This window comes from Paenibacillus planticolens, assembly GCF_013141725.1.
Classification (GTDB): Bacteria; Bacillota; Bacilli; order Paenibacillales; family NBRC-103111; genus Paenibacillus_E; species Paenibacillus_E planticolens.
Window position 1 is genome coordinate 1 of sequence record NZ_WHNZ01000026.1, and the last position, 15,061, is coordinate 15,061.

The 15,061-nt window shown below is 49.6% G+C and carries 8 protein-coding genes and 1 tRNA gene; all 9 read left to right on the forward strand.

Annotated features, from left to right (window positions below; genetic code table 11):
- The first annotated feature begins 41 nt into the window (after nt 1-41).
- The 9 genes from GC097_RS13405 (at nt 42) to GC097_RS13445 (ending at nt 14,862) form a co-directional block, all read left to right on the forward strand.
- A tRNA-Gly gene (locus GC097_RS13405) sits at nt 42-113 on the forward strand.
- Between the two features lie 612 nt (nt 114-725).
- Nucleotides 726-2,555, forward strand: a complete 1,830-nt coding sequence (locus tag GC097_RS13410) for a sensor histidine kinase (protein ID WP_171683805.1) — start codon at nt 726-728, stop codon at nt 2,553-2,555.
- Nucleotides 2,548-4,068 (forward strand): response regulator transcription factor, encoded by a 1,521-nt coding sequence (locus tag GC097_RS13415; protein ID WP_171683806.1) that lies wholly within the window; start codon nt 2,548-2,550, stop codon nt 4,066-4,068. Before GC097_RS13410 ends, GC097_RS13415 begins: the two co-directional genes overlap by 8 nt.
- A gap of 152 nt (nt 4,069-4,220) precedes the next feature.
- On the forward strand, nt 4,221-5,699 hold the full coding sequence (locus GC097_RS13420; protein ID WP_171683807.1) for an ABC transporter substrate-binding protein: 1,479 nt from the start codon (nt 4,221-4,223) through the stop codon (nt 5,697-5,699).
- A 72-nt stretch (nt 5,700-5,771) separates the two neighbouring features.
- Nucleotides 5,772-6,710 (forward strand): ABC transporter permease, encoded by a 939-nt coding sequence (locus GC097_RS13425; RefSeq protein ID WP_171683808.1) that lies wholly within the window; start codon nt 5,772-5,774, stop codon nt 6,708-6,710.
- A gap of 42 nt (nt 6,711-6,752) precedes the next feature.
- Entirely contained in the window at nt 6,753-7,655 is a 903-nt protein-coding gene (locus tag GC097_RS13430; RefSeq protein ID WP_171683954.1) for a carbohydrate ABC transporter permease, read from the forward strand.
- Nucleotides 7,656-7,708: 53 nt separating this feature from the next.
- Complete coding sequence (locus GC097_RS13435; RefSeq protein WP_171683809.1) at nt 7,709-9,028, forward strand: glycoside hydrolase family 125 protein; 1,320 nt, start codon at nt 7,709-7,711, stop codon at nt 9,026-9,028.
- Entirely contained in the window at nt 9,025-12,132 is a 3,108-nt protein-coding gene (locus tag GC097_RS13440; RefSeq protein WP_171683810.1) for a beta-galactosidase, read from the forward strand. Before GC097_RS13435 ends, GC097_RS13440 begins: the two co-directional genes overlap by 4 nt.
- A 3-nt stretch (nt 12,133-12,135) precedes the next feature.
- Entirely contained in the window at nt 12,136-14,862 is a 2,727-nt protein-coding gene (locus tag GC097_RS13445; RefSeq protein ID WP_171683811.1) for an alpha-mannosidase, read from the forward strand.
- Nucleotides 14,863-15,061: the final 199 nt, after the last annotated feature.

Here is a 15,061-nt window from a genome sequence, read left to right on the forward strand (position 1 = left end):
ATGACCACCATAGGATTCAACTTCCTCTAAGTGGATCACATGCGGAAGTGGCTCAGGGGTAGAGCATCGCCTTGCCAAGGCGAGGGTCGCGGGTTCGAATCCCGTCTTCCGCTTCATAACCTTTCTACAGAAAAGCCTTGATTCATAAGGCTTTTTTTGTCATTTGTACGATCGAGAGGCACACCTTATTGACGCAGGAAGGTACACCTCGTTCAGAAGGGAACTACAGGACGCTATTGCAACGAAAATAGCTGACTCATCCGAAAAGTGGGAACTACGGTCCGCTATTTCACAATTTCGGTTAGAAATCACTATCATGGCGCTTAAATAAGCCCCTGTAGTTCTCCTTAAGCAGCCAAAATCCCAATATTCCTCTAAATAAGGGAATGGAGTTCCTATAACGCTGCAAAATAAAGGGAAAATTTCCCGCTAAATGGATTGCAGATGCTTGTCAGATATGTTTAGCAGGAGAAACTCCCTCTATTTGCACCGATTTGCCGAGAATCTTCGAAATCCGCTCAAATTAACGGAAGGTTTTCCTTCTAAATTCCCTGCAAGGCCATCATCCGAGCCATTTAGAGGGGGATTTTCCCGTTAATGTACCTCGCCTTTTCGTAAAGCACGGGTTTGGAACCCTCAAGCATCTGCGATAGATCCCCCGCATTTTCATATGCCGTTTCCGACATGTTATAATGAACCGGATTAAATCAGGAGATGATGGTTGAATGGGGTTCGTGAAAACATATTTGACTTATTTGAAAAAAAACTTGTTCATGAGACTGCTGCTCCTGTTCTCTCTGATTACGGTTATCACGATAATTTCTTTTTCTTATTTCATGTATCGTTCGGTGTCGCAAGCCGCGATCAATCGAGAGTTGGATGTACAGAAGAAAACAATGACGAACGTAAACAATTATTTAGGGGAGAAATACGAGTCGACGCAGTCCATTCTATTCGGGCTATATCGGGACAGCTCGCTGGCTGCGGGTGTTACTTTCATGCTGCAGCATCCATTCCAGGAATATGTACAGCATAGTCTTGAACAGTACAAGTACAGTCTTGGGGGAACCAGTACGTGGAATGACGGCTTGCAGTATTTCAAAAATCATCTGGAAGACGACGAGGATATCCAGAATCTGATGCTGTACAGCGTGGATCAACAAGTACTGTATGTGCTGGGCCGCAATCGCCAATTGCGGATGATCTCGACGAATGCAACGCATTCTTACATTCCAGAGGCGATGGCGCTTGACAGCAAAAGCGTTTCCTTGCCCAATGTATGGCTGCGCGAAGCCGCGGATCAATGGGATAACCATTTATACGCAGTTCGATCCCCGATCAATGATAAGCAAACGCTGAAAAATATTGGTCAACAGATCGTATTTTTCAGTTCGGATGGCATCTGGAAAGTCGTATCGACTGAAAAGGAAGAGCTGAAGGGAACCATTCTCGTTGTAACGCCGGATGGTGGCGTCGTGTTCGACTCCTCCGATAAATATTACGGCAAGCCCTATCCTTACATGGATCAGCTAGGTTCACTTTATGAGAACAGCGATGTGAATCAAACAGCCTATGTGACGAAGTTGACGCAAAGCAAAGGAGATTTCATCGTTGTCGGCCTAATGCCTAAAGATGAGCTGGCAGCTTCGTCGCGGCGAATTGGGACTACGATTTTTACGATTAGCGCAATCTGCATATTTTTCACGATTCTGCTTCCGTCCTTGGTTGTATGGAATGTGGCCAAACGAACCAACCAGATTATTCGATTCACGCGTAAGGTCAGACAGGGCGATCTGAGCGCAAGGATTCCGGATAACCGGGAGGACGAGCTGGGCCAAATTTCCCGCAGCTTTAACGAGATGATCGATGAATTGAACCAGTATATCGATCGTGTGTACAAGGCGGATATTAAGCAAAAGCATACGGAATTATCGGCTTTGCAGGCTCGGGTCAATCCTCACTTTCTATACAATACGCTGGAAGTGATTCGCATGCGGGCGATTACCCAAGGCGCACATGACGTCGGCGAGATGATCTACAGCTTGTCGATGCTATTCCGAAGTTTCGTCCAGCAAAAGAAAACGTACACGCTGAAGGATGAGCTTGAAGCATGCCGGCTATATTTGGAGCTGTTCCAGATTCGCTATAAGGATAAGTTTACGTACTCGATGGAGTGTGATCGGAAGCTGGCTTCCTTTCCTGTCATGAAAATGTCGCTGCAGCCTGTTATTGAGAATTACATTGTCCACGGCTTGCGCAGCGAAAGCAGCGACAACAAGCTTCAAATCCGAGTGACACAGGTGGAGGAGTTCATTCATGTGCAAGTAGAGGACAACGGCAACGGCATTACGCCTGAGCGATTGAGCGAGCTGGAGACTTTCCTGGAAACGGAAGAAAAGGAAGGGGAGTCTTTCGGCCTGCGCAGTATTAATCAGCGGCTCAAGCTGCTCTACGGCGGCGAATACGGCTTAGAGCTGCGAAGCGAGGCAGGAAAAGGCACAACGGTAGATATATGGCTGCCTATGGACGCGGGGAAGGAGGGTTTCAATGTTTAGGGTGTTTATTGTGGATGACGAGCCGTTCATCATCGAAGGCTTGTACGACATTATCGATTGGGCCGAGGCCGGGCTTGAAATTGTAGGGCATGCGAGCAACGGGCAGAAGGCTTTGGATGCTTTAAAGGAAACATCGGTCGATATCCTGTTAACGGACATCTCCATGCCCGTGATGAACGGTCTGACGTTGATTCGTGAGGCCAGAACGGTTCACCCGGGTTTGCTGTTTATTGTGCTCAGCGGTTTCGATGATTTCTCTTATTTAAAAGAGGGCATGATGCTCGGCATCGAGAATTATTTGCTGAAGCCTATCAATATCAAAGAATTGAAGGCGACCCTGAACAATGCGGTGGAGAAGCTGAACACCTTCAAGGAGACTCGCTTGGTACAGGCATACAGCAAGCAAGTTTTAAAGGATAACACGCTGCATCGCTGGTTAACGCATCAGATCGCCCCGCTGGAATTTTATGAACGGGCAGAGCTTCTAGGCATCAACCTCGATCGCGCCTATATGGTTGCCTCTGTTCTTAGAACGGAGTCGGATGCTTCGGAAACGTTTGAATCCATTTCTACCCGGGTGGAATCTTGCGACTGGCTGACCTCGTTCTTCGATTTGGATGGGGATATCGTGCTGCTTGCGGCTATGGATGACGCCGACCTAGGCCGGCAAGAGCTCACCCAACTGCTCCGGCAGCTTCAAGACGGGATGCCGGATCGTCCGCTCCGTATTACAATAGGCAGCGTGGAGCATCTTCCTGAGCAAGCGGGGCAAAGTTACGCGGCGGCCAAAAAGGCGCAGGAGTATTTTTGGATTTATCCTGAGCTTCAATTGATCGATGATCATGACCTTGCGGTTCGTGAAGGGAATCCCAAAGCGAATTTCTCCCTGATTGATTGGCCAGCCTATGCCAAGCTGATCGTCGCCAAGGATGGAGCGAATCTTTGCCAGCTCATCCAGAGCGATTTGAAGCGGATTCAGTCGCTGCCGGGAATCACGCCCCAAGATTTTCAGGACATTGCGTTTGAGATGGTCATTCATTTCAAAATGGAGTTGAAAGCGATCCGACATTCCGAGGAACCGGAGGTCTACAATCAAGCTTTTCACCAAATCAGGAACGCTGTCACCCTGGAAGACTTGGAAAAAGCGATTCTGGATATTGCTGAAACCACCGTTGGACTTTTGATTTCAGACGTTCGCAGCCCGATTGTGCAGCAAGTGTTGAAATATATTCAACAATCGTATGCGGAAGAGCTGTCGCTCAAAATGCTGGGGGCCCTCTACAATATTCATCCGGTCTACTTAGGACAACTTTTTCACAAAGAGATCAACGAGTCGTTCACGGAATATATTAACCGGTATCGGATTGAGAAAGCGAAAGAACTGCTGAAAACGACGAATGCCAAAGTCCTTGTCATCGCCAAAGATGTGGGATATTGGGAAGTGGGCTATTTTTATAAACAGTTTAAAAAGTATGTCGGGATATCGCCGACGGATTATCGAGGACTGCTCTAGGGAAAACTGGAGGTCAGTCCTCTTTGTTATTTTCTTTGATTTTTACATGGATCATTTAATTTATCGTCTATTTGTAAATGCTTTCATGAGTTACTGTAAATATAGCCCCTCGGGCTTATATACATTAGAGCACTTCACAGGGAGGATACACAATGAGCAAGATGAAGAAACGCCTAGCTACTACACTTGGACTAACCCTTGCAGTTTCTTTGACACTTAGTGCGTGTGGAAGCAAAGATGCCACCGACACGAAATCGACGGGAACTCCAAATAAACCGGTTGAGTTAATTTGGTACACCATTGGTACACCGCAAAAAGATGTTAATCGCGTGATGACGGAAGTTAGCAAATACACAGCCGAGAAAATTGGCGTAACCGTTAAAATGAACATGCTCGACTGGGGCGATTATGCCCAAAAAATGCAAGTTATGACCGCTTCCGGAACACCGATGGATATTATGTTCACCTCTTCGTGGGCATTCGATTATGTACAAAACGCGCGTAAAGGCGCATTCGCACCGATTGACGAGCTTCTCCAGAAAAATGGACAAGGCATCGTCAAAGCTTTGGACCCAGCATTTCTAAGCGGTTCCAAAGTGGACGGGCATAACTATGGCGTGCCGGCCAATAAAGAGCTTCCGGCGCAGGACGTATGGCGCTTCAACAAAAATTTGGTCGACAAATACAATTTGAGCCTGGATAAAGTCAACACGCTCGAAAGCGTAGAGCCGCTGCTCAAAACGATCAAAGAAAAAGAACCGAATGTCTACCCGTTTGCTGTGGACAAAACGTTCATGCCTTATGTTCCTTATGACTATGTGATTGAGAAAATGCCGATGGCTGTGAAGCTCGAGAACACGGATTATAAGGTAGTTAACATTCTGGATACGCCGGAAATGAAGCAAGCTCTTAAAACGATGAACAACTACTACAAAGCAGGCTACATTCCTACTGAAGCTGCCACGCTTAGCTCGCTAAATGATGTGCAAGTTACAGGAAAATGGTTCATGGATAAAGCAACGAACCAACCGTTTGCGGACAACCTATGGTCTGCGAGCTATGGCTATCCGGTTGTTTCGAAGCAAGCTAGCCCTGCGATGATTTACAACTGGTCCGTTATGGGTTCCATGCAGGCGATCTCGGCGAATTCCAAATATCCTGAAAAAGCGATGGAGTTCCTGAACCTGCTGAATACGGATCCGGTGCTTCGCAATATGGTTGATTCCGGTATCGAAGGCGTTCACTACAAAAAAATTGGCGAAGACAAAATGGAAAACTTGCCGGATTCCAAAAACTATGACATGCCGACGTTCTCGCTAGGCAACGTGCTGCTTACGTATAAAGATCCAAAAGACCCTGATAACAAATGGGACGAGTTCAAGAAGTTCAACGATACGGGTATCCCTTCACCGCTTCTTGGATTCAACTTCGATCCTACGAAAGTAACGGCAGAAATCGCCGCGGTGCAAAACGTGAAAGAAGAGTTCTGGGCAACATTGATGACAGGCACAGTTGATCCTGATAAATTCATTCCACTGGCTAACGAGAAATTCAAAGCAGCCGGATTGGATAAAATCATGGCAGAAGCGCAAAGTCAAATCGATGCATGGAAAACAGCAAACAAGAAATAAGTGGTTTGGGGATGAGGCGAATGGTGAACATTCGCCTGATCTTTTTCCAATCTAATCATAAGGGGTGATTGTATGACAAGAATAGGAGCATTCTTAAAAGATGTTAAACAAAGCAAAGTGCTGCTGCTGATGGCATTGCCAGCGACGCTCTGGTTCCTGTTCTTCTCTTATTTACCCATGGCCGGCATGGTGATTGCATTTAAGCAGTATCGCTATAGCCGAGATGGCTTTTGGGCAAGTATTGTGGAAAGCAAATGGGTAGGACTGCAAAACTTCAAATTTCTTTTCAGTACGAATGACGCATATATCATTACACGCAATACACTGCTGTACAATATCGTATTTATTGTTGTAGGACTGGTTCTTTCCGTAGGGTTAGCTATTGTCTTATCGGAAATTGCCAACAAAAAACTGGCGAAGCTGTACCAAACGGGGATGTTCCTGCCCTACTTTTTATCCTGGGTTATTGTAGGCTACTTCGTGTTCAGTTTCCTTAACTTTGATAAAGGGATGCTGAATCATATTCTCTCCGCTTTCGGGGTGGATCCGATCCAATGGTATAACGACAAGACATACTGGCCTCTTATTATCATCTTGGTTTACCTATGGAAGTCCGTAGGCTATAGCAGCGTTGTTTATTTGGCAGCAATTATGGGCATTGACAAGTCGCTTTATGAGGCTGCGATGATTGACGGAGCAAGCAAATGGCAGCAAATTAAGCACATCACCTTCCCGATGCTGAAACCTCTGATGACGATTCTGACTTTGCTCGCAATCGGTCGTATTTTCTATGCCGATTTTGGTTTATTTTTGCAAGTGCCAAGAGATTCGGGAACGCTATATTCGGTAACGAACGTTATCGACACTTATGTATACCGCGGCCTCAAATCAACCGGAGAAATCGGGATGAGTACGGCAGCAGGTCTGTATCAATCTGTCATTGGCTTCATTCTCGTCATGACGTCGAACTATGTGGTTAGAAAATTCGATAAAGATAATGCACTGTTCTAATAAGCTTTCGGAAAGGAGGATGTCCAAGTGATTGCCAAACCGATGAAGAGTCGCGATTTTCATAAATTGCCGCCTGTTTTGAATATATTGTTTAACCTCGTCGCGGGGATTTTTGCATTTGCCTGTGTGTTTCCCTTTATCTTTGTAACGATCATCTCCTTTACGGATGAGAAGTCGCTAAGCAGCAACGGTTATCGGATTTTTCCTGAGAAGTGGAGTTTGGAAGCGTACCGGTATCTGTTTAAAGCCGGGGATCAGCTGCTTCTTTCTTATGGTGTAACGATTCTAGTAACGGTAGTTGGAACGATTGTAAGCTTGCTTTTGACGGCGACGTTTGCCTATGCGATTTCACGCAAAAGTTTTAAATTCCGCAATTTTTTCGGATTTTTCGCTTTTTTCACGATGCTGTTTAACGGTGGACTCGTACCGACTTATATTGTTGTTACGCAACTCATGGGGCTTAAAGATTCATTATGGGCTTTGATTTTACCGCTGGCAGGCAATGCGTTCTACATTATGATTATGCGGACTTTCTTCAGCACGTCCGTTCCTGACGCGATTATTGAATCCGGGAAAATCGACGGGGCCGGCGAATTCGGCATTTTCGTCAGATTGGTGCTGCCGCTCTCGCTTCCGGGACTGGCCACGATCGGCTTATTCAGTACGCTGGGGTACTGGAACGATTGGTTTAATGCGCTGCTTTACATCGATACGCCTAATCTTGTGCCGCTGCAATCGATGCTGATGCGTATCGAGAACAGCATGCAGTTCTTGCTGCAGAATACAAGCAATCCTTCTATTGGCGTAGGCTTGCTGCAATCGCTGCCGCAGGATACGTCGCGGATGGCGATGGTTGTCCTTGCAACGGGACCGATTATTTTTGCCTATCCGTTTTTCCAACGTTACTTTATTCAAGGGTTGACGGTCGGCGCCGTGAAAGAGTAATTCATTCGAATTCATATGACTATTGTTAATCAAATTAATTTGGAGGACTGACCATGGAACAATTCAGACTGCCGAAAATTGCTATGCCGAAGCTGGAACTGCCAAAGTCCATTCAAGACGTATTGGCGGAAGCCGAAGAGAAGTTGGCGCATCGTCCGAAGCTTTTGCAATTATTTAAAAACTGCTTCCCCAACACGCTGGAGACAACGACTAAGCTGATGGACGACGGAACGACATTCGTCATTACGGGGGATATCCCGGCATCTTGGCTGCGCGATTCAGTCGAACAGGTGATGCACTATGTGCCGTTCGCGAAGCACGATCCGGATCTGGCGCGCATCCTTAGCGGATTGATTAAACGGCATATTCAATATATTCACATCGATCCTTACGCGAACGCTTTTAACGAGTCGGCGAACGACTGGCATTGGAACAAAGCGGACCAAACGGACATGTCGCCATGGGTATGGGAGCGGAAATTCGAGCTCGATTCCTTGTGCTTCTCGATGCGTCTGGCTTACGCGTACTGGAAGGAAACGGAGCTAACGGATATTTTCGATGCCGGATTCAAAGCGGCGATGGTCAAAATTTACGAGCTCTTCAAAACGGAACAGCATCACTTCGAGCAGTCGCCTTATCGTTTTACCCGCAATAACGGAATTCCTACCGATTCGCTGCGCAATAACGGGCTGGGGATGCCGGTGAACTATACAGGCATGGTTTGGTCGGGTTTCCGTTCAAGCGACGACGCTTGCGATTTTCATTACAACATCCCTGCGAATATGTTTGCGGTTGTGGCCCTTCGTCATATGCAAGAATTCGCGGAGTGGGTATTCCGGGATATCGACTTCTTGCATGATTTGAAAGCGCTGGAAGCGGACATCGATCACGGTATCCAACTGTATGGCATCTATCGCCATCCGGTGTTCGGACCGATCTATGCCTACGAGACAGACGGTTTCGGCAACTACTGCCTGATGGATGACGCGGGAACGCCTGGACTTATGTCGATTCCGTATCTGGGTTATGTCTCCGCAGACGATCCGATCTATCAGAACACAAGACGGTTCGCGCTCAGCAAGGAAAATCCGTTCTATTTCGAAGGTAAAGTAGCGAAAGGGATCGGCAGCCCGCACACGCCGGACAATTACATTTGGCATATGGCTTTATCCATGCAGGGAATAACGGCTTCGACAGCGGAAGAGAAGCTGGCGATGATCGACATGCTCGAAGCGACGGACGCCGACACCGGATACATGCATGAAGGCTTCCATGTCGACGATCCAACCATTTTTACGCGAAAATGGTTCGCCTGGTCGAACAGTTTGTTCTCCCAGCTTGTATATAAAGCGATGAAGGAAGGCTTGCTATGAGTCGTTCTGTGATCATTTTTGCCGATGCTGCTTTTCCGGGCGCTTCTTCGTTTGAAGTTCCGACCGAAGAGTTGGCGGCGCAGGGCGCGCTTGTTGTCGGAGCAGACGGGCTCGGCGAAGCGCTTCGCCAAGCAGATGGGGGATGCTTCGTCAATCTGCATGCCCCTTATTTCCCCAAGTCCGCCTGGCCGGACATTCTCGCGTTCTTAAAGCGCGGCGGAGGTCTTCTCAGCGTCGGCGGAGCAGCCTTCAAGCGGCCGGTTCGCCGGCAGGGAGGCTCTTGGCATGTGGAAGAGGAGCAAACGGCTTATCATCAACAGTTGTTCATTCATGAAATGCTTCGTGTCGATTCGGCTCCGATTAGCAGCTATAGGGCTTTAGAAGCCGTGCCGCTGCTGAAAGGGCAGGAATCGCTGTTTGCGGTTGCGGGTACGTGGAACATGGTGCCGCATACGACGCGGAACAGCGATTTGCCTCATCAAATGGGAGCTGCGGGTACGATGAGCACGCAGATTTATCCCCTTTTGAAAGGCATTAGCAAGGAAGGCCGCGAGGTCGCTGCGCCTGTCGTTCTATGGGAAAACTCGCGCGGCGAGTTTGTCGGCTCGCGCTGGATATTCGTCAATGTCCCGCTCAGCGCTTCGTTCTGGAAGGGTGGCGGAGCCAAAGCTCTGCTGGCCTGGGCGGCATATAGCGCCAAAGGCGTAACCGAGCTGTGGATCAAGCCGAATTATGCGAGCTATGAGCAAGGGGAGCGTGCGGTGCTGACGCTTCAAACCCAACACATGGGAAGGCATGGCGCTTCGGCCAAAGCATGGACATTCGACATTCAGGTAGAACGTGAAGATGGCACACAAGCCGGTTGGAGCTATCAAGTGACGGCTGCAGTGAACAAGGAATTTAATCTTATGCGTATTCCTGTGCTTGTAGATATTGAGCCTGGCTTGTACCGGGTGACATGCAAAGCGGAGGCAGAGGATGGCGAGATGCGAGTGCTGCGCCAGGGGTTCTGGGGCTATGATGCCAATCTCCTCCAAGAGGGAACGCCGATCGTCTGCGACAGAGATTATTTCATCAAAGACGGACGTCCGCTGCCGGTGGTCGGCATGACGTACATGACCTCCGATGTTGCTCGCAAATTCCTATTCCTGCCGAACGCCGATGTGTGGGACCGGGATATGGCCCAGATGGCCAAAGCGGGCATTAACTGGATTCGCACAGGCATATGGACAGCATACCGCAATATCATGCAGGTGGACGGTCATGCTTCCGAAGAAGTGCTGCGAGCGATCGACGCCTTCTTCTTGACGGCGAAGAAACACAACTTGCAGGTGACGTTCACCTTCTTCTCCTTCACACCGGAGACTTGGGAAGGCGTCAACCCGTACTTGGACCCGCAAAGCGTGGAAGCTCAGAAGCGGTTTATCCGCTCTATCGTGTCACGTCACACAGCTTCGACGCATGTAGATTGGGACCTGATTAATGAGCCCTCGATGTTTGATCCAGCGCAAATTTTCTCAGACGGACCCCGTTCGAGCCGCGACGCATTCGAGCAGGCAGCATTCATAGATTGGCTTAAAGCTAGGCACGGCAGCATTGAGCTGCTTCAAGAGCGTTGGAATATGTCGCCGGAACAGCTCCCGACATTCGAGGCGGCAGCGATTCCAGAGGCCGCGGATATTAACTTCGACGTGCAGGATATGCACCGGGCGAAGAAAGGGACGCGCTGGCTGGACTACTGCCTGTTCTCGATGGATATGCATAATCGCTGGGCGAAGGAGCTTTACGATACGATTAAAGAAATCTGTCCGAACCATCTCGTCGTGGTCGGTCAGGATGAAGCGCTGGGCGCGCAGCGGCCTTCTCCGTTGTTTTATGAGGAAGCTGTGGATTATACAACCGTGCATTCGTGGTGGCTGAACGACCAGCTTGTGTGGGATGGTATTTTTGCAAAAACGCACAATAAACCTAATGTCATCCAAGAAACAGGGATCATGTACGTGGAGACGCCGGATGGCCGCGCCAAACGTTCGGAGAACGAGCTGCGCAGCATGTTGGAGCGCAAATACGCCTATGCCTTTGCAACAGGAGGCGCCGGAGCCATTCATTGGATATGGAATACCAATTTCTATATGGATAATGCCAACGAGTCGCATATCGGAGCGCTGCGCGCTGACGGTACAGAGAAACCGGAGGCTGATGTTTCTTACGATTTCGGGCGGTTCATGGCGGAGATTCGGGATTTGTTCGAGGAGCGGGCGCTGGAAGACATCGTGGCGATCTTCCCGTATTCGAATGACTTTTCCAACCGGAAAATGGCGTTCGATGCCACAACGCAGATGACACGCGTGCTCGCCTATCAGCTGAACATGCCGCTGCGCGCGGCTTCGGAATATCATTTGGACATGTTGACGGAGCAACCTGCGAAACTGATTGTGCTGCCGAGCGCGCATAATATCGATGAACAAGCTTGGAACAAGATGATCGATATCGTCAAGAGTTCGGGGGCGACGCTCCTTGCAACGGGGCCGATCAGCCTCGATGCCTATTGGAAGCCAGCGACTCGCCTCGTCGATGAGCTTGGCGAAGGGGAGCTTTACAATGTGCGCCGGGAAGAAATGCTTCGACTGCAAGGCGCAGAACTGCCGGTATCCTTCGGGCGGCGCCGCATCGCCGAAGCTGTGAAAGAAGTGCGTGCTGCAAGTTCCGGCCGCATGGGGGATGAGGTTGTTGACATCCCGCTGGGCAAAGGCCGACTCATCTGGAGTCCGCTGCCGGTTGAATTGAACGAACGGACGGACACGCTGGCTGCCCTATATCGATACGCCATCGAAGCCGCAGGCTGCGAAAGCGGCTTGCAATGGAAGCAAGGCGGCGATATCGCAGGTGTATATGGAAGAAAGCTTCGTTACAAGAACGGCTTCTTGTACGTATTCGTATCCGAATTTGCATGGGATGCCCAAATCGAAGTTCGAGATACGGATAACGGAGCGGTCTATGCATTTACTTTGGAGAAAGAGCGTTCGGTGCTCTTTGCAGCGGATTCCGCAGGTAACATTCTTTCTGTATACCGGCCGGATGAAGTCCATATTGAAAGGAGTTAGGCTATGAGTACAAAAAGAACAGCCCATATCATTTCCCACACCCATTGGGATCGGGAATGGTATTTGCCCTATGAGAAGCATCATGTCCGCCTGGTTAAGTTAGTGGATACTTTGCTGGAGAAGCTGGATAACGATCCGAATTACCGCAGTTTTTATTTGGACGGTCAAACGATTATTTTGGAAGATTACTTACAGGTCAGACCCGATCAAAAAGGGAAGCTGGAAAAATATATCCAAGATGGCCGGATTATTATCGGTCCTTGGTATATTTTGCAGGACGCGTTCCTCACAAGCGGTGAAGCAAATGTACGTAACATGCAAATCGGGCATCAGGATGCAAGGAAATATGGCGCCGTCGCGAAGGTCGGCTATTTTCCTGATACGTTCGGCCTCGTAGGCCAAACACCGCAGTTGATGCGGCAATCCGGCATTACGAATGCGGTATTCGGCCGCGGCGTGAAGCCGACAGGCTTTAACAATACGGTCTCGGACGGCGATTATGAATCCTCGTTCTCCGAGCTGATGTGGGAAGGGCCGGACGGTTCCAAAGTACTCGGCATTCTTTTTGCCAATTGGTACTCGAACGGCAATGAAATTCCTGTGGATCGGGACGAAGCGAAGGCATACTGGGAGCGGAAGCTGACGGATGCGGAAAAATACGCCTCGACAGGCGAGCTGCTCTTCATGAATGGCTGCGATCATCAACCGGTGCAGCTTGATTTGCCGGAAGCGATTCAAACGGCGCGGGAATTGTACCCGGATACGGTTTTCATTCATTCGAATTTCATCGATTATTTGCAGTCCGTAGAGCGTTCCATGAAGCATGAGCTTTCGACGGTAAAAGGCGAGCTTCGCAGCCAGCGCACAGACGGCTGGTCGACGTTGGTGAACACCGCTTCCGCACGCGTCTATTTGAAGCAGATGAATCAGGTGGGGCAAGCGATATTGGAAAAAGTCGCCGAACCACTGGCTGCCATCGCGCACGCCCTTGAAGCGGGGGAAAAGTACCCGCATCATCTGTTCACGTACGCGTGGAAAACACTGATGCAGAACCATCCGCATGACAGCATTTGCGGCTGCAGCGTGGATGAAGTGCACCGGGAGATGGTCACTCGCTTCGAGAAAAGCCGTCACGTGGCGGAAGCCATTACGGCTGACAGTTCACGTGCGATTGCTGAAGCGATTGACACGTCAAGCTTTGAAGGAACAGGCAAAGACGCGCTGCCTGTGGTTGTTTTTAATACGTCCGGCTGGGAGCGCACAGGCGTCGTCCATATCGAAATAGATGCGCTGCGCCTATATTTCCGTGACGGATACACGCTGGAAGAAGCAAGCCGCCTTGCGAAAGAAGCGGATGTTTCGGGGCGTGTGCTGGTGGATGAGCAGGGCCATGCGATTCCGTGCACGGTGGAAGATCTCGGCTTGCAATTCGGCTACGATTTGCCCGATGATAAATTCCGTCAGCCGTATATGTGCCGCAAAGTGAAGCTGACTTTCGAGGCGGAGAAGGTTCCTGCTTTGGGGCTGAAAACCTTCGCTTGGGTGAAAAGAGAGTCGGCGGTCGCTCCGTCCTCACTCCTCACCGGGGACCGTGTGTTGGAAAATGCCGCGTTGAAAGTCACAATAGCGGAGGACGGCTCCTTCACGCTCACGGATAAGAAGAGCGGCCGTACGTACCGCGATTTGGGCATTTACGAGAATACCGGAGATATCGGCAATGAGTACATGTACAAACAACCGGATGGCGAAACGCCGTTAACGACCCGCGGTGCTCCCGCGCAAATTCGTGTGCTGCAAGATACGCCCTATCAGGCTTCGTTTGAAATCGTTCACGAATGGGAAATTCCTGCGTCGGCCGATGAAAAGCTGGAGGAAGAACAGCGCGATCTGGTCTACTTCCCGCATCGCAAAGCGCAGCGTTCCACGCGCATGGTGCCAATGACCATCCGTACGGTTGTCACCTTGAGCCGCAGCGGCAAAGGGGTCGAGATTGAGTCGTCTTTCAACAATCAGGCGAAAGACCATCGTCTCCGGATGCTGTTCCCGACGGATTTGAATACGAGCGTTCATCAGGTGGATTCCATGTTTGAAATCCCGCAGCGGGATAACGTCCCGGCAGCGGAATGGGAGAATCCAAGCAACACGCAGCACCAACAAGCATTTGTTGATGTGAGTGAAGCGGGGGCAGGTCTTGTTGTGGCCAATCTCGGTTTGAACGAATACGAAATTGTGCAGGACGGACGCAATACGATTGCAGTGACCTTGCTTCGTGCGGTTGGCGAGCTTGGCGACTGGGGCTTGTTCCCTACGCCGGAAGCGCAGTGCTTAGGAACGCACACGGTTCGGATGGCTATCATTCCGTACAGCGATCACGACATGCAGGCTAGCGCTTATGCGGAGGCTTATCAATTCCAAATCCCGTGGACGTTATGTCAAACGGGTGTTCATCCCGGAAGAATCGCACCAACGTACGCGCCATTCCAGTGGGAAGGCGGAGACATGGCTTTCTCTTCGTTGAAGTTAAATGAAGGAACAGGCGATCTGCTCCTGCGTTGGTACAACATGAGATCGCAATCAGCCGAACTGCAGCTCAGTTCCAACATTCCGTATTACTATTTCTATAAGAGCACGATCATGGAAGAGCACGGCGAGCGCGTTGATACGGACGCTGCAGGCCGGTTGTCTCTGCCGGTAGGGGCTTGTGAAATCGTGACGATCGGGATGAAGTAATGTTAGAAAAAGGCTGTCCCCAAAGTGGAATATTCTGCTTTGGGGACAGCCTTTCGTATTTATTTTTCGAAGGGGGGACTAAGACCCTGTAGTTCCGCCAGAAGCACCAAAAACAAAGAAGCTAAGCAGGTACGAGCCGCTTAGCTTCTTTTTATGTCGAGTCCAACCTTATAGGATCGGATCACAAGTCTTTTCCCAG